A 20,281-nucleotide genomic window follows, 5' to 3' on the forward strand; every position below is an offset into this window, starting at 1 on the left:
CTTAGGTGTGCTTGAACTGGACGACGTTCTCGGCAGTAATCGGCATAACCCCGGTTTCAACGCGCTCTGGCAAAGGATTGATGCCCGCCGCCTTCCAATCGGGCAAGACTTTCAACCCATCGGTATTCTGCCAATGCATCATGTGGAAGGCGAGAAAGATCTCCAGATAGGATTTCTGAGCCACTGCGCCGTGAATTGTGCCGTCTTCGATATAGGGAAGCATATCATCATTTCGGTCCATCGCGACAATCTTGATGTCCTTGCGCCCCGCCTCATTGACTGCAATTGCCGCGCCTTTGCCGCTGTCGCCGTCCGTGCCGCCAATGCCAACAATATCCGGGTTCGCCTGAATGGCCTGAAGGTAGGCTGTCGGCGCATAGGACGGGTCAGCCTTGTCGTTGACTACGTCGACGACCTCGATATCCGGGTATTTCTCGGCAAAGATCTGTTTGTACCCTTCGACACGCTCCAATGTGGAAGGGGCAGGGAAAGTGCCGAGGATAACTTTGCCCTTACCGCCAATCGCTTGCGCCAGCATTTCGCCGCCGACACGTCCTGCCTGAACGCCGTTGATACCAAGGAATGTGGACCGGGGACTGTCGGGAATATCGCCAATACAACATGTGACTGGAATGCCCGCCTCGACCGCACGTTCGACGCCGGGGGCCAGAGTGGCCGGATCACCCGGGAAGATAAGGATGCCTGCGGGACGTCTTGCGATCAGTTCGTCCAATTGGCGTGCTTGTGCGGCCGTGTCGAAATCCAACGGGCCGGTGAATGTAGCCTTGATGCCCATCAGTTCCTCAAGGTCTTCCATCGCATTGCGATAGTCCACCCAGAACGGCACCTGCGTGACGATGGACAGGAAAACGTACTCCTTTCCGGCCGCTTGCGCCATGGCTTCTTTGGACAGCATGGGCAGTCCGAACGCGGTAGCCAGTCCAGCAGTGGTGCCCGCTGTCAGCAACCTGCGGCGATTCACATTCAATTCAGTCATCGTAGTCTCCCTGTTTTGGATCTTTGGTTGTTGTTGAGTTTTGGAAAGCTTAGGGATTAGCCCCGTTTGCTTCGGATCAGCATGTCCAAGGCGACCGCTGTAACGAGTACACCGCCGATGACGATCATCTGCCAGTAGATCGATACAGCCAGCATCGTCATAGTGTTGTTGATCAACGCAACGAAAACGACGCCGAGGAAAGCACCAAGAATAGTACCTTCGCCGCCGCGTAGGGATGCGCCACCAATGACAGCCGCTGCCAGAACCTGAAGTTCGATACCGTTGCCTGCCGTGGGCGTACCGCTCATCAGGCGGGAGGCCAGCAATACACCCGCCAAAGCAGCCAGAATACCGGTCAGTCCGTACAGAATGATACGCACACGGGTCACATGGATGCCTGACAACATTGCGGCCTTTTCATTGGCGCCGATGAAATAGACTTGGCGGAAAAAGCGTGTGTGGCGGACAGCCAAATCAAACAGGACGACCAGCAGAATGGTGAACAAGACGATTACCGGAAAGCCGCCTATGTCGGCTTTGCCGATCCAGGCAAAGGATGCAGGCAGGCTTGAGACAGAAAAACCTTCGGTCAGGACAAGAGCGATGCCACGTGCGATCGACATCGTGCCGAGGGTCGCGATAAGCGGATTGATCCCGAGGCCGGTCACCAGCAAACCGTTCACCACACCGACAATTCCGCCCAGCACTAGTCCGCATACCACAGCGAGCGGAATTGGCATGCCGGTCAAAAGCAGCATGGCTACGACGGTAGAAGACAAGGCCATAACCGACCCGACCGAAAGATCGAACCCGCCGGATGCAAGTAGGATCGCCATACCGATCACGATGATCGCGGTGGGGGCCATGCCCATGGCCACCGCTCGAAAATTCGAGAAGCTGAGGAAGTAGGGATTAACGTTGGACATTACGATGATGATGGCGGCGATCAGAACGATCAGCGTCAGTTCACGAATGTCGACAAAGGCTTGCAAGACTCGGCGCAGCAGGGGACGCTTCATGGGCAAGTTGGCTTGAGCGGTCATGGTCACGTCGCGACTCCTGATTGATTGGTTTGGGGTGCGTCCACAATTGGAAAGGAATTTCCGGCGGCCATTTGAAGAAGCGTGGTTTCGGTTGCCTCGGCGGCTGCGATATCTCCCATGAGGCGACCGTCGTGGACGACAAGGATGCGGGTTGAGAGAGAGACAAGTTCGGGAAAATCGGATGACACGACGAGGATGGCCATTCCCTCGGCTGCGCGACGCAAAAGTTCCGTGTGGATTTGGAATTTGGCTCCGACGTCGACCCCTTTTGTGGGCTCCTCAATGATCAGAAGAGCTGGCGTGCGTTTGAGCCACTTGGCCAACATGATCTTTTGCTGATTGCCCCCAGACAGATCACCAACAAGTTCGTTAATCCCGCTGGTTTTAACACTGAAGGCGTCAATCGCTGCCTGGCTGGCTGCTTTGATCGAGCCTGAACGCATGAACCCTGCAGACGCATGATCGGAAAGACTGGCCGCGATCAGGTTGTCACTGAGAGTTTGTTCCAGAAATAGGCCTTCAGTCTTGCGTTCCTCGGGAACAAACCCGACCCCAGCACGCATCGCTTGCCGCAAGGACGCAAAGTTAACAGGCTTGCCGTGAAGTCTGATCTCCCCGGTCGCGCCATGCATCAGCCCGACAATCGATCGAACAATCTCGCTGCGGCGAGCGCCCATCAACCCTGCCATGCCTACAATCTCTCCGGCTTTAATTGAGAAAGAAATGTCTTCGAATTCACCTGGATGAGTTAGGTCTTGGACATGCAAAACCTCTTCGCCGTTAACCTTACCTGACCGCGTGACATCACCGGGGTGAGCGCCGCCGATCATCTCGGCAACGACTTGTTCCTGAGAAGTTTCCGAAACCGGTAAAGTGCTGATGTGGCGCCCATCTCGCAAAACGGTAATGCGATCCGAGATCTGGAAAATCTCGGCCATATGGTGGCTGACATAGACGATGCCAATCCCTTTTTTTGTCAGGGACTTTAGGACTTCGAATAGTGCGTCTACTTCGTCGGGTGCCAATGCCGATGTCGGTTCATCCAGCAAAAGGACGCGGGAATTCAACGACAGCGCCTTGGCGATTTCAACAATCTGGCGGGAGCTGATCGGCAAGTTTTCCACGGGTGTTGAGACGTCGATATCCAGACCGAATTCCGCCAGCAACGCCTCCGCTCGGCGGCGCAGTTCAGGCCAGTCAACTACGCCAAACCGGGTGGGTACGCGGCCCGCGTAGATGTTTTCCGCAACAGAGAGCGCGCCAGCGAGGCTGAGCTCTTGGAAAACACAGCCGATGCCCAGGGATTGCGCATGCGACGGGCTTTCGACCCGCTGTTCCTTGCCGTCGCACAGGATACGCCCAGCAGAAGGTTGGTGAAGTCCATAAAACAGGCCGAGACAAGTGGATTTTCCGGCGCCGTTTTCCCCACACAGCGCGTGAACTTCGCCGGGTCTCAATTCAAAGTCGACGCCATCCAAAACAATGTTCGTGCCGAAGCTTTTGCCAACCCGATCCAGCTGGATCAGTGGCTGTAGCCCCGGTGAGTCAGGTTTCATTGCTGGCGTCATACAAGCTTCCTCCCGCCTTTTGATTGGCATCTGATATCTCAGATGTCAACTGAAAAAGAAAAGATCGGGAGGTGTCAAGAGAAAGGGGCGGCGCCGTTTTGGCCCGCCCCCGTCACAACGAAGCTACGTTTTTGCTAGGATGCGGCCGCTCCTTCGAGGACGATGGCGGCGCTTTGGTAGGCTTGTCTGGTACGGTCAATATGCGCTGTGAGAAGAGATTTGATTTTGGCCATGTCACCTTCGTGAACGGCAATAGCGATTTTTGAATGCTCATCGAAGGAGAGCTCAGTATGCTGTGGCAGCTTCGCCAAATGGGTCCGCAATGCGGCAATCTTACCGATGTAGCGTGTATAGCTCGCCGTCAGATAATCGTTACCGGCATGTTCAAAAATCAACTGATGAAACGTGGTATCCAGTGAAAGGTAGCCCTTTTCATTGCCTCGCCTGCGTTCCTTCTCCATGTCCTTCACGACACGCTGCATGTCGTCGGCAAGACCTTCCGGGTTCCGCAACAACGCAAGTTCAAAGGCGGCAGTTTCGATAGCCTGTCTGAAATCGCAGATCTGAGTCACTTCCGGCTCAGACAGCGAAAAAACACGTGCGCCTTTTTGAGGCTCGATACTGACCAACCCTTCGTCACGTAGTTGAGCGAGTGCTTCGCGGACTGGCGATTTCGATACGCCCAGCTCTTCGGAGATTTTTCGCTCCGACAAAACCTGACCCATTTTCAGGGAGCCATCGATAATACTATTCCGCAAATGTTCCAGTGCGAGTTCACGCAAAGACTTGGGTCTCTCAAGCGCCATCTGAGGATATCTCCAAAAAAAGGTGTTGCCAGATGCAAGATATCTGATACACCAGATTAGGCAAGCTGGTATATCAGATATCAGAATGTGCTTGGGAGATCAAAAAGTGCGCGCAGAGTTGGTCGTCGATTGTAAGAACCAGCACGGGGAAGGGATTTTCTGGAATCCCGCCGATGGTCTTGTCTGGTGGACCGACATCGAAGGCTGTGCGCTTTGGTCATTTGATCCTGCAACCTCAGAAACCGCATCTCATGAGATGCCGGAGCGCGTGTGTTGCTTTGCGCCGCGTGCGTCTGGCGGGCTGATCGTTGCTTATGCGGATCGGGTTGTATTGTTCGATTCGCCCAAGAGCGAGGAAACCCTCGTGGCACGATTCGAGTCGAACAATCCGGAGACACGGCTGAACGACGGGCGAACCGATCGCCAGGGGCGATTGATTGTTGGAGGCATGAACGAAGTTTCTGGTAAGGCCGATTCGTCAGTCATCCGCGTCGATAAGGACTTAAGTGTACGGACGATTATCGAAGGAGTGTCTTGCGCCAATTCGACTTGCTTTACGTCCGACGGTGAGACGATGTTCTTCGCGGATACCCCGGATCGGGAAATCGTCGCATTTGATTACGACACCCGTAGTGGAACCGTCTCGAACCGTCGGCAGCACGCTTCTTTCAATGATGAGCCTGGCTTGCCTGATGGGTCCTGTGTCGATGCCGAAGGGGGCGTCTGGAACGCCGAATGGGAAGGCCATCGCGTTGTTCGCGTCGCACCAGACGGCACGATAGATCGCGTGATCGAGGTGCCGGTCTGGAAGCCCACCTGTTGCGCTTTCGGTGGCCCTGATCTCGACACGCTGTTCATCACGACCTCAAGGCTGATGAGTGACGAAGCAGCTTTAACAAAAGAACCGGAATCTGGCGGCCTCTTTGCTGTGAAACCCGGCGTTCGTGGCGTGATCGACGCGCCATTCAAAGGATAACCAACGAAATTCTGGAGGAGAAAACTATGTTGAAAACGCTAATGACCACTACGCTTGCCGCAGGGTTCGCCACGCTGGCAACGGTCGCTCTGGCGGAAAATTATCCAGCGCCGGTTCCACTTGAGGACGGGGCACAAGCGCCAATCGATGCGATAGAGCCCAAGAACGAAACGTTCCGGATCGCGTATATGCCGCCGGCGACAGAGTTCAACTATTACATCGCCATCGGTGAAGGCATCAAAGCGGTTGCTGCTGAGGCCGGGGTCGAAGTCTTCATGCTTGCGCCCCAGTCCGGTGCGGACATCAACGGCCAAATGGGAATGATCCAGGATGTGCTGACGCAGGATGTGGATGCAATCATCTTTGGTACACACGATGAATTTGCTGCCGCACCGCTGCTGAAGCAGGCCGTCGACAAGGGCATGGCAGTTTTGATGATCAACTCGGACATCCCGAACTTCCCGACACCAATTCATGGTGTGGTCGGGTACTCTCAGCGCAATGGCACACATGCCATCGCTGACTGGGCCATTGAAACTTATGGCGATCAACCGTTGAAGGTCGGAATCATCGAAGGGCAGCCTGGCTATCATTCGACCGAGCGTGTGGGTGGCTTCCTCGACGGTATCGAGGGCAACGATAACTTCGACGTTGTGGTCTCAATTGACGGTAAATGGAACGTTGAAGGCGGCAACACTGCTGGTATGGATATCCTGCAGTCGAATCCCGATCTCGACATGATCTTTGCGGCGAACGACTACATGATCATTGGGGCGTCCTTTGCTGCGAAAGCACTCGGCCGCAATGACATCGTCCTTTTGGGCAACGATGGCGATACGTCTGGCCTTGAAGAGATTGCGGCTGGCAACATCACGGCAACCGTCAACACCTCACCATTCCTGATGGGTAAGGCGGCCATGCACGCAACCATTGATGCGCTCAACGGTTCCTATCCCGGCGGTTGGATCGAAACGCCCACATCAATTGAAGACAAGGATGGAGCGATAAGCGTGCTGCAAGAGCCAGAAAAGCTCTTCCCGCAGCCGTCCAAAGAGTACTGAGCTTTCTCCCCGCTTCCCGGTGGCGCGTGCGCGTGCTGCCGGGTCGCAACTCAACCGAGTTTCGCTTTTATCGAGGCAATCGCAATGACACCCGCAACGCCACTTTGGGAGTTTGTCGATATCACCAAGGCCTATCCCGGGGTTTTGGCGAATGACAAGGTTTGCATCCGGCTTATGCCCGGTTCCATTCATGGGCTGCTGGGTGAAAATGGCTGTGGCAAGTCGACCATGATCAAGACTCTGTCCGGCGTACAGCAACCCGATAGCGGTCAAATCCTGCACAATGGCAAGCCGGTCACGATCAGCGACCCGCAGGCGGCACGTGAATTGGGTGTCGCAACAGTTTTTCAGGAATTCTCGATCGTGCCCACTTTGTCGGTTGGCGAGAACATCTTCCTTGGCAATATGCCTCGGTCCCGCTTTGGTGTGATCGACTGGACCAAGGTCCACCACGAAGCCGCTCGCGTTCTGGCGGAAATGGATGTCGATGTTTCACCCGAAACCATCACCGGCTCGCTATCGGTCGGCGAGCAACAACTGGTCGAGATCGCGAAAGCCGTCGCGATGGACGCCCGCATGATCATCCTGGATGAGCCAACAGCGGCATTGGGTGAAGATGAAATTGAGCGCCTGCACCAGCTACTGCGCAAAATGCGTGAGCGCGGCACCGCTATTCTCTATGTGTCGCACAGGCTGGATGAGGTTGAACGGATCGTTGATGAAGTGACGATCCTGCGCAACGGCTGTGTTGTGCGTGCAAGTGGCGAGACCAAGATCAACGTCTCTGAGATTGTCAGCGCAATGGTCGGTGAGGACATTGGTGAGCATTATCCGAAGGAGCAGAACGCAGCCAAGGATATTGTGTTAGAGGCAGCGGGTCTGGCCACCAATTCGGGCGTGAATGATGTATCGTTTTCGTTGCACCGAGGTGAAGTTCTGGGCTTGGGTGGTGTATTGGGCAGTGGCCGCACAGAGATTGCCCGCGCCCTATTCGGGACAGATGAGCTAACCGCCGGGCAGATGTCACTGAACGGCAAACCGGTTCGCTTTCGTCGGGAAATTGATGCGATCCGTGCGGGCTTGGCTCTTGTCCCAGAGAACCGAAAGTTTGACGGGCTGTTCTTCAATTTCCGCGCAAGCGGGAACGTCACCGCAGCGTCCCTTGGCGGGCTAAGCCGGTTCGGCGTGTTGAATCTTAAGGCGGAAGAGCAAGCTACCCATGACCTGATCCGCGATCTGGAAATCTCGACCCAGGCTGAGGAAAAGACGGTCAACTTTTTGTCTGGTGGCAATCAGCAGAAGATTGTTATTGCACGTTGGCTGTTCTCAGCCTCGGACATTCTGATCCTTGATGAGCCGACGCAGGGGATCGATATCGGCGCGAAGATCGCTGTTTACAAGCTGATTAACAGGCTCACGCGGGCGGGAAAATCGATCATTCTGATCAGTTCAGACCATGATGAGTTGCTTGCGATGAGCGATCGGATTGCCGTCGTGCAGCACGGAACCATAGTGCGCACGGTCGATGCATCCGACCTTACTCATGACGACCTTGTGCGCGCGTCCGCCGACACTCCTCAATCCAAGCCTAAGGAGGCTTTCGCATGAAGCGGATCTTTGACACCCAGTTGATCGGACCATTTGCAGCAATGGTGATCGTCGCACTGATCGTTGCACTTACGACGGAACGCTTCCTGAACCCGGGTAACCTTTCAAACCTGTCCCTACAGGTAAGCATCGTGGCCTTGATCGCAATCGGGTCTACTATCGTGATCTTCGCTGCGGGCATCGATCTGAGCTCCGGGTCTATGGTGGCTTTGCTGACCATGATCCTTGCGCAGATGTTGAAATTTGTTGGCATTCCACTGGTTCTGGCGTTGCCACTCATTCTTCTCATGGGCGGATTGCTTGGTCTGTTCATTGGGCTGATAACAGCCTACGGGCGTATCCCGTCTTTCATCACAACATTGGCGGCGTTGATTGCCTTCAGGGGCCTTGCGCTGACCTTCAACAATGGGTCTCCGATCTTCTCGCTGGATCCGGCGCTGGAGCCAATCTTTTACGGCAAGCTGTTCGGCGTTCCGATGCCTTTCTTCTACCTCGTGTTCTTCTACGTCCTTGCCGCGTTCACTATGAACTTCACGAAACTCGGCCGTGAGATCTATGCCGTGGGTGGTAACCCAGCCGCTGCCGTTCTGACGGGTATTAACGTACGTAAAGTTCAGACGACGACATTTGTCATCGCGGGTTTTATGACTGCGGTTGGTGCGATCCTGATGTCAGCGCGCCTCAACTCTGGTTCGCCCAACTATGGCCAGACGCTGGAACTGCAGGCCATTGCCGCTGCTGTTGTCGGCGGAGCCAGCCTTGCAGGCGGACGCGGCAACATCCTCGCCACGCTGATGGGGGCGATGACAATCGTTATCGTCCAGAATGGTTTGAACCTAAACGCTGCGCCATCTTCGGTTCAGAACATCGTGCTGGGCCTGATCATTCTGTTGGCCGTTGGTATAGACATGTGGCGCGCGGAAATTTCGGCCTTGATGGGTCGAATGTTCGGTCGCCCTTCATCGCAGCAGTCATCTAACGTCAAGAAGGAGGCCTGAGATGGATCTGGGGCTCAAAAACAAGCTGGTCCTGGTGACTGGTTCAGGTTCCGGCATCGGCAAAGCCACTGCGCGGGGCTACCTGGAAGAAGGCGCGCGGGTCATCGTGCATGGCCTGACCGAGGCGGAAGTGTCCGCCTGCGTCGACGATCTGTCACCTCTGGGCAAGGTTGAAGGCATTGCGGCCGACTTAACCAAGACCTCTGATGCGGAAACTCTGGCGGAGTTTGCGCGAGCGCGGGGTGCGGTGGATGTTCTGGTGAATAATGTCGGCATCTTTTCGGTTAAGCCGTTCGAGGATCTCACGGATGACGACTGGATGCATTACTTCAACATCAATGTCCTGTCCGCCGTTCGGATGAGCCGGATTTTCTTACCTGACATGCTTGACCGAGATCAGGGATCTATCATCAACATGGCCAGCGAAGCGGCAGTGAAACCACTTCCCCAGATGGTGCATTACTCTGTTACCAAAACTGCCATGTTAGGTCTTACACGTGGCATGGCAGAGCTTACAAAGGGGACAAAAGTTCGGGTTAATTCGATCCTGCCTGGTCCGACCTGGACCGAAGGTGTCGAAGCCTATTTTGACGGCCTCGCCGATCAGAAGGGTGAGCCGCTCGACACTATCGTCGACAATTACTTCAAATCAGATGAGCCCACATCGCTCATACAGCGCTTTGTCCAACCAGACGAAGTCGCCCGCATGATCGTCACGATCTCAGCAAGCACAGCCTCTAATGGTTCTGCGCATCGGATCGAAGGCGGCATCGTTCGCAACATTCTTTAACTGCTAACTGGAGGAGCCTGCTATGGCCGCTCTTACTTTCTCTCACATCGGCATCACAGTTCCCGACCTGGAAAAAGCCGTGGAGTTCTATTCCAAGGCATTCGGCCTTTACGTGCTGATGGAACCAACTGAAATCCTGCATGACGAAAGCGCCATCGGTCAGATGTGCGACGATGTATTTGGGGAAGGCTGGGGAAGCTTCCGCATCGCGCACTTGTCGATGGGCGACGGTGTTGGCATCGAATTGTTTGAGTTCCCGAAGACCGTCGAAGAAGAACGCCCGTTTGAATATTGGCGGCGGGGCTTGTTTCATTTCTGCGTACAGGACGAGGATCTGGAAGGCCGCATCAAGGTCATCGAAGACCTGGGCGGGCGCCAGCGCATGAGCCAAGTGCGCAAGTATTATCCAGGTGAAAAACCCTATCGCATGGTCTATATGGAAGACCCGTTTGGCAACATTTTCGAGCTCTACAGCCACTCGTACGAATTGACCTATTCGGCGGGTGCTTATGACTGATCGCGCCAACTTTCCCCCCAGAACGGACAGGCCCAAGGTCGTGATAACCGACTACGACTTTGGTGATGTTGCCGTTGAAACGGAAATCCTGGAAGCCGCAGGTGCTGAGGTGATCGCGCTTCAGGCCAAGCGTCAGGAAGACCTGTTTGACGTCGCGCCGCATTGCGCAGCGATGATGAACCAATATGCCCGGATCGGGAAGGAAACGATCACGCGGATGCGGAACTGCGAGGTCATCGCGCGTTATGGTGTAGGCGTGGATATCGTGGATGTCGGCACGGCGACGGAAAAAGGCATCCTCGTCACCAATGTGCAAAACTATTGCACCGAGGAAGTCGCCGATCATGCGATTTCCCTTTGGCTGACCCTGGCACGCAAGCTGCCCGACTATGATCGGGCCACCCATGCTGGGGTCTGGCAGTGGCAAAGCGGGCAGCCGGTTTACCGGTTGCGCGGGCGGACGATGGGTGTCGTCTCGCTGGGTAAAATCGGACAAGCCATCGTGGCGCGGGCGCAATCCTTCGGAGTTACGGTCATCGCTTACGACCCGTACTTGCCAAGAGAAGTCGCCGCGAAGATTGGGGTCGAGCTGGTGAGCAAGCCTGAATTGCTGGCAAGGTCCGACTATATCCTGATGCAAGCGCCGATGACGCCAAACACCCATCACTTTCTGTCAGATGCCGAATTCTCGGTCATGAAACCGGGTGCGATACTCGTGAACACGGGACGCGGACCAACGGTCGACAACAAGGCCCTGTTCCGGGCGCTGACCGAAGGCCATCTGGCTGCCGCCGGGCTCGACGACCCCGAAGAAGAGCCGGCCAAGCGCGCCAACTGGACGCCTGATGACAACCCGTTGTTCACACTGCCCAACGTCCTCGTAACGCCGCATGCGGCCTACTATTCCGAGGAATCCATACACGCAGCGCGAGTCACTGCGGCCACGCAAGTGGCCAAGGTCCTGACAGGACAAAAACCCGACTACACAGTCAATGCCGACGCATTGGCCGTATCTACCGCATAACAGGAGACAAGAATGCCAGACGTCAGCACGGACCTCAGGGTTTTCAATGATTTTGAAAGAAATTCGGAACTTCTCAAAAAATTCGACAAGGTGTTGGAGGCGTACTCTGCTGCTGCCATTTTTGCGGATGTGCAGTACCGAACAGGTGTGATGGACAGCGCCATCAAGCCTGCTTTCCGCGCCAAGGTGACAGGCCAGGCCGTGACGGTTCAGCTTTCAAAAGGCGATCTGGTCGACCCATTGCAGGCGCTTGAAATGGGACAACCCGGGGACGTGATCGTCGTGGACGCGGGTGGTGATCGTCAAACGTCGGTCTGTGGTGGTTTAATGGGCGGTCTGGCCAAGAACCGTGGTATTCGCGGTATGATCGTAGATGGCACCGGGCGCGACACAGATGAGTTGGAAGACATCAACTGGCCAATCTGGACGCGCGCGATCACACCGCGCGGAACGCACACGATGTTCTCGGAACGTAAAGAAGAACTTTCGATCAATGTGCCAATCGCCTGTGGGGGCGTCGTCGTAAACCCCGGAGATTTCATTGTAGCTGATCTTATGGGCGTCGTTGTGGTTCCACAGGAAATCGCCGAAGAAACCGTGCGCCTTGCTCAAGAACAAGCTGACCGTGAGGAGGAAACCCGTAAATGGGTGGCCCAAGGCAAAACCGTTGAGGATCTGCTAAATGAATTCGGTCGCATCTGAGCCAGCGCTGATCGGCGTAGATTGGGGCACTTCATCGTTCCGTGCATTTCTCATTGGTGCGGAGGGCGAGGTGATCGATGGGGTCTCGTCGCCTGAAGGTATCATGCAGGTTGCAGGACAAACCTTTGAGGCGGTCCTTGATCGTCTCATCGGCCCTTGGGTCGCCAAGGCTAACCTGCCGATCCTGGCATCTGGCATGATCACCAGCCGCAATGGCTGGGTAGAAACGCAGTATGCCGAAATGCCGCTGGGTGCTGGCGGTCTTGCGCGAGCGTTGGTCCCGCACGAAGCGGCCAACGGAGCGCGTATTCATTTTGTGACAGGTGCCTCGACAGAACATGCTGGAGGACCGGACGTAATGCGCGGCGAGGAGACCCAGATCATCGGGGCATCTTCGCTAGGCTTGAGCGAAGGCATGTTCGTGATGCCGGGAACGCACAGCAAATGGGTTCAAGTTGCGGATGGGAAGATCGTGGATTTCTCGACCTACATGACAGGTGAGATCTTTTCGGCGCTGAAAGAACACACGATCCTTGGCACCTTGATGAAGGAGGACGCCTTCAGCGAAGACGCTTTCGTGATGGGCGTCAAGGCGGGCCTCAGTGGTGAGTCGAACCTGCTGCACAGCCTGTTTCATGTCCGGACGCTTCCTCTTATGGGCAAAATCCCAAAGGTTGCTACGGCCGATTACTTGTCTGGCTTGTTGATCGGGACCGAGGTTGCTGCCGCGACCGGCGAAGTAAAAGACGTCGGCACGATCACTGTTGTTGGACGTAGCGATTTGTCTGACCGATACGAAATAGCGCTTCGAACTGCTGGATTCGACAGCCGTCGCGCGCCTGATGATATCGTTGCGAAAGGGCATTTTCTGATTGCTCGCGCTGCGGGGTTGGTCGGATGATTGACATCACCGCAGCTCTTGCTGAGAATCCGCTGATTGCGATTTTGCGGGGGCTGGCACCAGAAAATGCGCGCCCGGTGTCTGATGTACTCTTCGATGCCGGGTTTCGGATAATCGAAGTGCCGCTCAACTCACCGGACCCGCTGGAATCGATTGCGCAGATCGTTGCAAAACATGGCGCTCAAGCCATAGTCGGCGCTGGCACAGTGTTGACTACGGATCAGGTCGCGGCGGTCGCAGATGCAGGCGGGCGGATCATCGTGTCGCCCAATATGAACCCGGACGTCGGGCGCGCGGCTGTCGCTCGGGATCTTTATTGGTGTCCAGGAGTCATGACCCCCTCCGAGGCCTTTACGGCGTTGGATATCGGAGCATCGGTCCTCAAATTTTTTCCGGCGGAAATGGTGCCGCCAGCTGCCATTGCTGCCATGCGCGCCGTATTGCCTGCAGACGCAGTCGTCGCAGCGGTAGGGGGCATAACGCCGGATACGATGGCGTCGTATCATGCCGCGGGTGTAGATGGATATGGGCTGGGCTCCGCGCTGTTCAAACCGAGCTATACATTGGATGATATCGGCCGGCGCGCGCGCGCCTTCACCAGTGTATTGGAGGAACTTGGATGAAACAGGCCCTTGTAACGGGCGGTACGCGAGGGATCGGTGCGGGTGTTGCACGGTCTTTGGCAGACGCAGGTTGGTCCGTCATTGCCGCATCCGCCTCCCAATCCGAATTGGATGCATTCGAGCCTCAGGACGGGATAAAGGTGCAGATCTTGGATGTCACCGACCAGGCGTCCATCAATGATGTACTCGGCGAACTCACGGGTCTCAATGCCTTGGTGAACTGCGCAGGTATTCTTTTGCGTGGCGAAGAATATGACATCGACGTCTTCGCCAAGGTGCTCGATGTGAATCTGACCGGCACCATGCGCTGCTGTCTTGCCGCGCATCCATTGTTGGCTGAAGCGAGTGGGGCGATCGTCAACACCGCCTCTATGCTCAGTACCTTTGGTGGGCCTTTGGTTCCGGCGTATTCCGCTTCTAAGGGCGGCGTGGCACAGTTGACCAAGGCGCTCGCAGGTCGCTGGGCCGAAGACGGTATCCGGGTCAATGCCATCGCGCCGGGTTGGATTGAGACAGAGATGACCCAGGGCCTTCGGGAAGACCCTGAACGAACAGCGGGGATCATGGCGCGTACGCCAATGAAACGCTGGGGGAAACCCGAAGAAGTCGGTGCGCTTGTGCAATGGCTTTTGAGTGAAAACGCCAGTTTTGTGACCGGATCGATCTATCCGGTCGATGGCGGCTATCTCGCTATGTGAGGAAAATCTATGAATGACGATGACACCGCCCGAATGCCATATCAATTGCCATTCCCCAAGGATGCGCAAGACGAGATCGTGATCCCGAATGCCATGAGTGAGGACGACAGACTATGGGTTCCGCAGGCAGAGAACGTCTGGTTCCGACCGCTCTGCCTGAACCGCTCGCAAGGTTATTGGATGAACCTTCTCAAAGTGCGCAGAGCTGGTGTTCTTTCGCGGCACCGCCATCCACAGCCAGTCCACGGCTTCGTCCTGAAAGGGCGCTGGCATTATCTGGAACATGATTGGGTTGCGGAAGAAGGGGGATATGTCTTTGAGCCGCCGGGTGAGACTCATACCTTGGTCGTTCCCAACGATGTCGAAGAGATGGTCACCTATTTCCAGGTCAACGGCGTGATGTGCTATGTTGATCCGTGGGGCAAGGTCACTGGCTACGAAGATGTCTTTACCAAGATTGATCTGTGCCGAAAACATTTCGCGGAAGTCGGTCTTGGAGAAGATTACGTTGAACAATTCATCAGGTGATGCGCCGCGTTTCGCGCTTGTGGCCCATGATGCGCGAAAGGACGAAATCGTTGAATGGGTGGGTCTGCAATTGGCCCGCCTGTCCAGAGTACAAATCTTTTCGACAGGGACCACCGGTAGTCGCATTAAGCAAGCCTATCCACAACTGGATGTGACCTGCCTGAAAAGCGGACCACTCGGAGGCGACCAACAGATCGGCGCCATGATCTGCGAAGAGAAACTGGATGCATTGATTTTCTTTGTCGACCCTCTCTCACCCATGCCACATGACGTCGACGTTAAGGCTCTGACCCGTCTCGCAACGGTATATGATCTGCCAATGGCATGTTCGCGCTCAACTGCGGATCTGATCGTGAAGGGACTGATTGACGGGGATGACAACACGCCTGTCTGACACGCTGCGCGCCGTAATTGCCGATCAGCCAGTTCTCAGAAGGTGCTCTGCCAGACTGCCGAGGTTTTCGCTGCCAAGCTGGCTCATGTTGGCCTTTATGTCAGCTTTCAGGATGTGAACAAGATGGTCGATCCCTCGTGCTCCGAACGCTGCAACGGCATATTGAAACGCGCGTCCGACCATGACGAAATCTGCACCTTTCGCCAGGGCTCGCATGATGTCCAATCCCCAGGCAACGCCAGAGTCGTAGATCAATGGCACATTTGTTCCGACCGCCTCGCGGATGTTCGGGAGTTGGTCAATCACGGCGGGCCCGGCTTCGAATTGACGCCCGGAGTGGTTTGAGACCCAGATGCAATCCACGCCCTCGGCCACCATTTTTTGCGCGTCCTCCGGCCGCAGGACACCCTTGACGATCAGGTGACCCTCCCATTCCTGCCGTAGTTCGCGCAGGTAGTCCCAATCTGGAATCCCACGGATCAGAGCGCCTGCATGGGTAAAGCTTTCTCGCCCGCGTGTCGGGACGTAATCGTCAAAGAACCGCATACGTGGCATGATGCCCTCGCGCAGATGTGCAAGGCACCAGGCGGGTCGTGACGCCATTTCTTTCAGCGTGCGCAGGTCGGCTTTTGGTGGCACGGTCAGGTTGGCGCGGCGTTGTCGTTCGCGACGGCTCTCTTCTGGAACGTCCACCGTGATGATCAGCGTATGAAATCCCGCGGCCTTAATCCTCGGCAGCATCGCGCGGCGCAACTCGCCGGAATTCACGGGGTAATGCTGAAACCATCCGTTTTTGCCAATGTAAGGTGCCACATCTTCCGGTGAAGCAACCGCCACGCTGGACAACGAAAACGGAATGTTGTGAGCAACCGCAGCCTTTGCAAGCATTCGCTCTGCTCCCGCCCACATCAGACCGGACATACCTACCGGTGCTATCCCGAATGGCAGATCGTAAGTTTGACCCATCAACGTAGTCTGCAGGTCGGCCTTTGTTCGGCCGCATAGTACACGCGGCATGAAGCCAATGGCATCAAGTGCGTCACGGTTGACCTTCAACCCCCGCTCCCGGCCGGTCGCGCTGTCGAGATATTCGAAGGCAAACTTCGGAATGCGCTTTTGCGCGGTTTGCCGAAGGTCTTCTATCGACGGGTGGGATAGGTCCAGATCCATCCGGGTCCTCTGGCTTTGTCGTCTAACGTTTGAAGGTTCTCAGCCGGTCACCAAAGGGACGGCAAGGCCAAGGAAATTGCGGGCACATAGGTGATGAACATCAATAAGACCAGCATGGATGCAAAAAATGGCAGGATCGCCCGGCTGAGGCTTTCGATGGAAACCTTCGAAATGCTGCTGGCCACGAACAGGTTTACACCCAATGGAGGTGTACAGAACCCAATTGCCAGGTTGACTGTCAAGATGACACCAAAGACGATCGGATCGACACCTAGTGCGGTTGCAACAGGCAGCAGGATAGGCGTCATGATGATGATCGACGAAATCGTCTCCATGAACATGCCGATCACCAACAATAGCAGATTGATCAACAACAGAATGATGATCGGATTGTCGGACAGGCTGGTGATTGTCGTTGCGAGTTCTGTCGGGATTCTTGCGAGCGTGATCAACCTGCCAAAGGCGGTCGCCATGATCACCAATATCAGAATGGTCCCGCTGGTTTTTGCACTGCCCGCCAATACCTCTGGCAGGTCCTTGAGGGTGATGTCGCCATAGACGAAGATGCCGATGAAGGCGGCATAAACCACGGCTACGGCTCCGGCTTCGGTAGGGGTAAAGATACCGCTATAGATGCCCCCAAGGATAATTACCGGCACCAGTAGCGCCCAGATAGAAGAGCGGAAACTTTGCCAGACACCCGGACCTGAGAACTTAGTCGTCGATTGCTGAACAACCGCGTCCTTTCGCAGCAGGACGCGGGCGACCAACATGAACATGAGGGCAAAGAGGATGCCGGGAACAACACCTGCAAGGAACAGCTTACCGATCGAAACTTCGGCGGTAACACCATAGATGATGAAGGGGATGCTGGGCGGGATCATAACGCCGATCATTCCCGAGGACGCCGTTAATGCGCCGCTGAACTTGCGCGTATAGCCGACCTTTTCCATCTCGGGGATCATGTTCGACCCGATGGCGGCTACGGTCGCAGGAGACGAACCGGATATGGCGGCAAAGAACACGCAGGCGAGTACGTTCACATAAGCCAGCCCACCCCGGATATGCCCGATCAGTGCATTGGCGAACCCAACCAGTCTACGAGACATTCCGCCGTGCTGCATCAGGTCACCTGCCAAAATGAACAGAGGGACGGCAATTAGAGGAAACGAGTCCGCGCCTGTTACCACCGACCGTGCCAGAAGAACCATCGGTGGCGTGCCATCCACGAAGACCATCACGATCATGGTCGCGAGGCCTAGGCAGATGCCGATCGGCACGCTGAAGATCAAAAGGGCAAAGAGTGTCAGGAAAAGCGTTGTTGCAAGCATCAGAAAGCCCTCACGCTTTGGTTTCTGCGATTAGCCGCAGGGTTCGGCGCAGATGTTGAGTGACGCGGATTGCAGACAGGCCTGCGCCAACCGGCGCCGAAGCATAAAGGATCGGGATCGGTAGTCCCAAAACGACCGACGTCTGGCTGGCCACAAAAGGCTGTCGGATCAGCTTGATGCATTCAATTGTCAGAACGATTAGAAACCCAAGGACCAGAAGCGCGATCACAACATCTGCATAAAGCCTCGCCCGCTCGCTCAGGACATCACGCAGGACCGTGATGCGCACATGATCGCCTGTGTGGAAAGCATAGCTGACACCAAGCCAGACGAACCAGACAAACAGCCAAAGCGTTAGCTCTTCGCCCCATGAAAGAGAAGCATTCATGATGTAGCGCATGAAAACATTGCCAAAGATCAACACGACAATCGCGGCCAACAGCGCGCTGGCTAAGACCTTTTCGGCATTCATATCGATCCATTTGATAACCGACACCGTTCACCTCCCCTTGAGCGAAAGGGGCGCCCGAACCTGCATGGCACGGGTGCCCGGATTGGCTGAGTATACTGCGGGTCAGCTTCCGCTCGCTGCGGCCACAGCGGCAACCCAACCGTCATAGACCTCGGCACCGACCTCGTCGCGATACTGCAACCGGACGCTCTCCGTCTTGTCGGCAAATGCCTGTCTCTGCTCTGCCGTCAGTTCCAGGACCTCGACACCGGCGGTACGGATCTGTTCGAGCTGTTCTGCGTCTTCCGCTGCGATTAGTTCCGCCTGATAGGCGCGCGCTTTAGCCATGGAGTCCTTGACAAGCTGCTGGTGCTCAGGAGACAGGCTCTCAAAGAAGAATTGCGACATGACGGGCATGTAAACCGCAAAGACATGGCCCGTGGTCGAAAGGTATTTCTGCACCTCGTAGAAACGCTGTGAGGTAATGATCGCCAGCGGGTTTTCCTGGCCGTCGATCACGCCCTGCTGGAGGGCAGAATAGACCTCGCCAAAGTTCATCGGCGTTGGGTTGGCGCCGAGTGTTTCGAATGTTGCCACATGCGCCGGAACCTTCATGGTACGCAGCTTGACGCCTTCGAGGTCTGCGGGGGTCGCAACCGGACGAACATTGTTGGTCACATTGCGTACACCCAATTCAAGCCAGCCAAGACCGACCAATCCCTGGTTTTCGACCCGTCCGAGCATTCCGTCTCCGGCCTCACCATCCAGAACATCAAAGGCGATGTCTTTGGAGGCATACATGTAGGGAAGCTCGATCACCGCAAAAGCCGGATCCCAACCTGCAAAGAACGAAGACGGGGGAATGGCCATTTCAAGAACGCCGGTTTGAACACCTTCGATCATCTCGCGATCCGGGCCCATCTGCGAGGATGGAAAGATCTGGACATCGATCTCGCCATTCGAACCGGTCTCAACCAGTTCTTCGAATTTCAGGAGCGCACGATGCATGTGGAATGCTTCGGCGGCACCATGCCCAACTTTGATAACTGTTTCGGCCGAGGCCGCGAAGGCAAGTCCGGTCGACATGGCGACGGCAAGCGCGAATGTGGATTTGTTGAACAAGGTTTCCTCCCATGAATTGTTCAGTTTTTTACGATCTGGTATCTGACATATCAGATACAATATAGAAATCAAGCTTGCATGTGCTATTGTGTTAGAGAGACGAAATAGGACGAAGTGAAAATGACCGAGATATTGCAGATTAAACGGCCGGATTCGTTGAGTAAAACTGCCGAAGAACACATTCGAAAAGGCATTATCAATGGCACGTTTCAATTGGGTGAATCGTTGTTGGAAGTGAAGCTGTCAAATGCCATGGGCATCAGCAAAACTCCGATTCGCGAAGCGCTATCGGCTTTGAATCTTCAAGGGCTCGTTCAGATATTTCCTCATCGAGGAGCCTTTGTATTCTCTCTTTCTCAAGAGGACGTGGTGCAGCTTTGCCAGTATCGGCTCATCCTAGAATCTGCAGCTTTGGAGCAGGCGCTTGAAAAGAACCCCTCGGTTCTGATCAATGAGCTGGATACAATTGTTTCGAAGATGTCAGAAGCGCAGGAAGCGGATGAATTCGAGCAGTACTTGGAACTTGACGCCGAGTTTCACGACGCGTTTTTCAGGTCCTGCGGAAACAGTTACCTGCGGGATGGATATCAAAAAGTCAGTGATATCGTCCAAACTATGCGGACGCATCTCTCCAAGCGCTCTAATCGAAGGAAGAAGTCATTTCAGGAACATCAGGCTATCACAGTGCTTCTTAGCGAGGGTAAGGTAAAAGCAGCAAAGAATACCCTCAAACGGCAAATCACTCGCGGTGAGCGTTCCTATTCCGATTTGGTCGGCGTCAATCAAACATAGATGTCGTAGCTATGGAACCCTGTGCTCACTAAAAGCGCATGGATTTTTTGCAAAGTTTTGACCATTTGTGTTCGCGCCGTTAGGGCGTTTCTGGTTGGCAGTGGCGACCAGTTGAGAACTTGCTCAGGTTTTGAAGGTGTAGACGCCCCCGCTGGCCTCGATGTGCCATTGTGGGTTTGCA

Annotated in this window: 23 protein-coding genes; 14 read left to right on the top strand and 9 right to left on the bottom strand. The window is 55.3% G+C overall.

All coding sequences use genetic code 11. The annotated features are described in order from the left end of the window. Position 1 precedes the first annotated feature (1 nt). The 4 genes from GOX66_RS21580 to GOX66_RS21595 form a co-directional block, all read right to left on the bottom strand. Positions 2–997, bottom strand: coding sequence for a substrate-binding domain-containing protein (locus GOX66_RS21580; RefSeq protein ID WP_170765378.1), 996 nt, complete (start codon positions 995–997; stop codon positions 2–4). Positions 998–1,053: 56 nt separating this feature from the next. Continuing rightward, positions 1,054–2,040 carry an ABC transporter permease gene (locus GOX66_RS21585; protein WP_174822822.1) on the bottom strand — a complete coding sequence of 329 codons (987 nt, stop codon included), beginning with the start codon at positions 2,038–2,040 and terminating at the stop codon, positions 1,054–1,056. A 2-nt stretch (positions 2,041–2,042) separates the two neighbouring features. Continuing rightward, positions 2,043–3,596, bottom strand: coding sequence for a sugar ABC transporter ATP-binding protein (locus GOX66_RS21590; protein ID WP_237212718.1), 1,554 nt, complete (start codon positions 3,594–3,596; stop codon positions 2,043–2,045). A gap of 146 nt (positions 3,597–3,742) precedes the next feature. Next, a complete protein-coding gene (locus GOX66_RS21595) occupies positions 3,743–4,414 on the bottom strand; it encodes a GntR family transcriptional regulator (RefSeq protein ID WP_170765383.1) in 672 nt (223 codons plus the stop codon). Between the two features lie 106 nt (positions 4,415–4,520). Here GOX66_RS21595 and GOX66_RS21600 point away from each other — a divergent pair, with 106 nt between their 5' ends. From GOX66_RS21600 to GOX66_RS21660, 13 genes are all read left to right on the top strand, one after another. Further along, on the top strand, positions 4,521–5,390 hold the full coding sequence (locus GOX66_RS21600; protein WP_170765384.1) for an SMP-30/gluconolactonase/LRE family protein: 870 nt from the start codon (positions 4,521–4,523) through the stop codon (positions 5,388–5,390). 26 nt (positions 5,391–5,416) lie between these two features. Then, positions 5,417–6,451 carry a sugar ABC transporter substrate-binding protein gene (locus tag GOX66_RS21605; RefSeq protein WP_170403561.1) on the top strand — a complete coding sequence of 345 codons (1,035 nt, stop codon included), beginning with the start codon at positions 5,417–5,419 and terminating at the stop codon, positions 6,449–6,451. Between the two features lie 84 nt (positions 6,452–6,535). After that, the gene (locus GOX66_RS21610) at positions 6,536–8,059 is read left to right on the top strand and encodes a sugar ABC transporter ATP-binding protein (RefSeq protein ID WP_170765385.1); all 1,524 of its coding nucleotides are present in this window, start codon (positions 6,536–6,538) and stop codon (positions 8,057–8,059) included. Beyond that, positions 8,056–9,057: an ABC transporter permease gene (locus GOX66_RS21615; RefSeq protein WP_170765386.1), complete on the top strand. Its 1,002-nt coding sequence runs from the start codon at positions 8,056–8,058 to the stop codon at positions 9,055–9,057. The genes GOX66_RS21610 and GOX66_RS21615 overlap by 4 nt, the downstream gene beginning before the upstream one ends. Position 9,058: 1 nt before the next feature. Next, entirely contained in the window at positions 9,059–9,847 is a 789-nt protein-coding gene (locus tag GOX66_RS21620; RefSeq protein ID WP_170765387.1) for an SDR family NAD(P)-dependent oxidoreductase, read from the top strand. Between the two features lie 22 nt (positions 9,848–9,869). Then, positions 9,870–10,364 carry a lactoylglutathione lyase family protein gene (locus tag GOX66_RS21625; protein WP_108861949.1) on the top strand — a complete coding sequence of 165 codons (495 nt, stop codon included), beginning with the start codon at positions 9,870–9,872 and terminating at the stop codon, positions 10,362–10,364. Further along, complete coding sequence (locus GOX66_RS21630; RefSeq protein WP_170765389.1) at positions 10,357–11,388, top strand: C-terminal binding protein; 1,032 nt, start codon at positions 10,357–10,359, stop codon at positions 11,386–11,388. The genes GOX66_RS21625 and GOX66_RS21630 overlap by 8 nt, the downstream gene beginning before the upstream one ends. A 12-nt stretch (positions 11,389–11,400) precedes the next feature. Next, positions 11,401–12,090, top strand: coding sequence for an RraA family protein (locus GOX66_RS21635; RefSeq protein WP_170765391.1), 690 nt, complete (start codon positions 11,401–11,403; stop codon positions 12,088–12,090). Then, on the top strand, positions 12,071–12,991 hold the full coding sequence (locus GOX66_RS21640; RefSeq protein ID WP_170765392.1) for a 2-dehydro-3-deoxygalactonokinase: 921 nt from the start codon (positions 12,071–12,073) through the stop codon (positions 12,989–12,991). Before GOX66_RS21635 ends, GOX66_RS21640 begins: the two co-directional genes overlap by 20 nt. Continuing rightward, positions 12,988–13,614 carry a 2-dehydro-3-deoxy-6-phosphogalactonate aldolase gene (locus GOX66_RS21645; RefSeq protein WP_170765393.1) on the top strand — a complete coding sequence of 209 codons (627 nt, stop codon included), beginning with the start codon at positions 12,988–12,990 and terminating at the stop codon, positions 13,612–13,614. Before GOX66_RS21640 ends, GOX66_RS21645 begins: the two co-directional genes overlap by 4 nt. Then, positions 13,611–14,312: an SDR family NAD(P)-dependent oxidoreductase gene (locus tag GOX66_RS21650; protein ID WP_170765394.1), complete on the top strand. Its 702-nt coding sequence runs from the start codon at positions 13,611–13,613 to the stop codon at positions 14,310–14,312. Before GOX66_RS21645 ends, GOX66_RS21650 begins: the two co-directional genes overlap by 4 nt. 9 nt (positions 14,313–14,321) lie before the next feature. Further along, on the top strand, positions 14,322–14,840 hold the full coding sequence (locus tag GOX66_RS21655; protein ID WP_170765395.1) for a 2,4'-dihydroxyacetophenone dioxygenase family protein: 519 nt from the start codon (positions 14,322–14,324) through the stop codon (positions 14,838–14,840). Continuing rightward, on the top strand, positions 14,821–15,234 hold the full coding sequence (locus GOX66_RS21660) for a methylglyoxal synthase (protein WP_170765396.1): 414 nt from the start codon (positions 14,821–14,823) through the stop codon (positions 15,232–15,234). The genes GOX66_RS21655 and GOX66_RS21660 overlap by 20 nt, the downstream gene beginning before the upstream one ends. 24 nt (positions 15,235–15,258) lie before the next feature. On the opposite strand, the gene GOX66_RS21665 is transcribed toward GOX66_RS21660, so the two are convergent. The 4 genes from GOX66_RS21665 to GOX66_RS21680 all read right to left on the bottom strand — a co-directional run bounded on the left by GOX66_RS21665 (position 15,259) and on the right by GOX66_RS21680 (position 19,308). After that, entirely contained in the window at positions 15,259–16,404 is a 1,146-nt protein-coding gene (locus GOX66_RS21665) for an alpha-hydroxy acid oxidase (protein ID WP_170765397.1), read from the bottom strand. A gap of 47 nt (positions 16,405–16,451) precedes the next feature. Further along, positions 16,452–17,735 carry a TRAP transporter large permease gene (locus GOX66_RS21670; RefSeq protein WP_170765398.1) on the bottom strand — a complete coding sequence of 428 codons (1,284 nt, stop codon included), beginning with the start codon at positions 17,733–17,735 and terminating at the stop codon, positions 16,452–16,454. A 10-nt stretch (positions 17,736–17,745) separates the two neighbouring features. Then, positions 17,746–18,231 (bottom strand): TRAP transporter small permease subunit, encoded by a 486-nt coding sequence (locus tag GOX66_RS21675; protein ID WP_170765399.1) that lies wholly within the window; start codon positions 18,229–18,231, stop codon positions 17,746–17,748. A 78-nt stretch (positions 18,232–18,309) separates the two neighbouring features. After that, on the bottom strand, positions 18,310–19,308 hold the full coding sequence (locus GOX66_RS21680; protein ID WP_170765400.1) for a TRAP transporter substrate-binding protein: 999 nt from the start codon (positions 19,306–19,308) through the stop codon (positions 18,310–18,312). A gap of 120 nt (positions 19,309–19,428) precedes the next feature. Here GOX66_RS21680 and GOX66_RS21685 point away from each other — a divergent pair, with 120 nt between their 5' ends. Continuing rightward, on the top strand, positions 19,429–20,100 hold the full coding sequence (locus GOX66_RS21685; protein WP_170765402.1) for a GntR family transcriptional regulator: 672 nt from the start codon (positions 19,429–19,431) through the stop codon (positions 20,098–20,100). Here the strand turns inward: GOX66_RS21685 and GOX66_RS25660 are convergent. Next, on the bottom strand, positions 20,091–20,281 hold a 191-nt coding region (locus GOX66_RS25660; protein ID WP_214652737.1), incomplete at its 5' end, for a hypothetical protein. The two genes, GOX66_RS21685 and GOX66_RS25660, sit on opposite strands and share 10 nt — an antisense overlap.

Origin of the sequence: Ruegeria lacuscaerulensis, from assembly GCF_013031245.1 — a bacterium.
Taxonomy (GTDB): domain Bacteria; phylum Pseudomonadota; class Alphaproteobacteria; order Rhodobacterales; family Rhodobacteraceae; genus Ruegeria; species Ruegeria lacuscaerulensis_C.

Excerpts from the sequence above, each read along its gene's own strand:
- GOX66_RS21585 (WP_174822822.1), bottom strand. The coding sequence starts at position 2,040 with ATGACCGCTCAAGCCAACTTGCCCATGAAGCGTCCCCTGCTGCGCCGA.
- GOX66_RS21615 (WP_170765386.1), top strand. The coding sequence starts at position 8,056 with ATGAAGCGGATCTTTGACACCCAGTTGATCGGACCATTTGCAGCAATG.
- GOX66_RS21655 (WP_170765395.1), top strand. The coding sequence starts at position 14,322 with ATGAATGACGATGACACCGCCCGAATGCCATATCAATTGCCATTCCCC.
- GOX66_RS21645 (WP_170765393.1), top strand. The coding sequence starts at position 12,988 with ATGATTGACATCACCGCAGCTCTTGCTGAGAATCCGCTGATTGCGATT.
- GOX66_RS21685 (WP_170765402.1), top strand. The coding sequence starts at position 19,429 with ATGACCGAGATATTGCAGATTAAACGGCCGGATTCGTTGAGTAAAACT.
- GOX66_RS21610 (WP_170765385.1), top strand. The coding sequence starts at position 6,536 with ATGACACCCGCAACGCCACTTTGGGAGTTTGTCGATATCACCAAGGCC.
- GOX66_RS21630 (WP_170765389.1), top strand. The coding sequence starts at position 10,357 with ATGACTGATCGCGCCAACTTTCCCCCCAGAACGGACAGGCCCAAGGTC.
- GOX66_RS21620 (WP_170765387.1), top strand. The coding sequence starts at position 9,059 with ATGGATCTGGGGCTCAAAAACAAGCTGGTCCTGGTGACTGGTTCAGGT.
- GOX66_RS21650 (WP_170765394.1), top strand. The coding sequence starts at position 13,611 with ATGAAACAGGCCCTTGTAACGGGCGGTACGCGAGGGATCGGTGCGGGT.
- GOX66_RS21595 (WP_170765383.1), bottom strand. The coding sequence starts at position 4,414 with ATGGCGCTTGAGAGACCCAAGTCTTTGCGTGAACTCGCACTGGAACAT.
- GOX66_RS21635 (WP_170765391.1), top strand. The coding sequence starts at position 11,401 with ATGCCAGACGTCAGCACGGACCTCAGGGTTTTCAATGATTTTGAAAGA.
- GOX66_RS21625 (WP_108861949.1), top strand. The coding sequence starts at position 9,870 with ATGGCCGCTCTTACTTTCTCTCACATCGGCATCACAGTTCCCGACCTG.
- GOX66_RS21670 (WP_170765398.1), bottom strand. The coding sequence starts at position 17,735 with ATGCTTGCAACAACGCTTTTCCTGACACTCTTTGCCCTTTTGATCTTC.
- GOX66_RS21640 (WP_170765392.1), top strand. The coding sequence starts at position 12,071 with ATGAATTCGGTCGCATCTGAGCCAGCGCTGATCGGCGTAGATTGGGGC.
- GOX66_RS21580 (WP_170765378.1), bottom strand. The coding sequence starts at position 997 with ATGACTGAATTGAATGTGAATCGCCGCAGGTTGCTGACAGCGGGCACC.
- GOX66_RS21665 (WP_170765397.1), bottom strand. The coding sequence starts at position 16,404 with ATGGATCTGGACCTATCCCACCCGTCGATAGAAGACCTTCGGCAAACC.
- GOX66_RS21590 (WP_237212718.1), bottom strand. The coding sequence starts at position 3,596 with ATGAAACCTGACTCACCGGGGCTACAGCCACTGATCCAGCTGGATCGG.
- GOX66_RS21605 (WP_170403561.1), top strand. The coding sequence starts at position 5,417 with ATGTTGAAAACGCTAATGACCACTACGCTTGCCGCAGGGTTCGCCACG.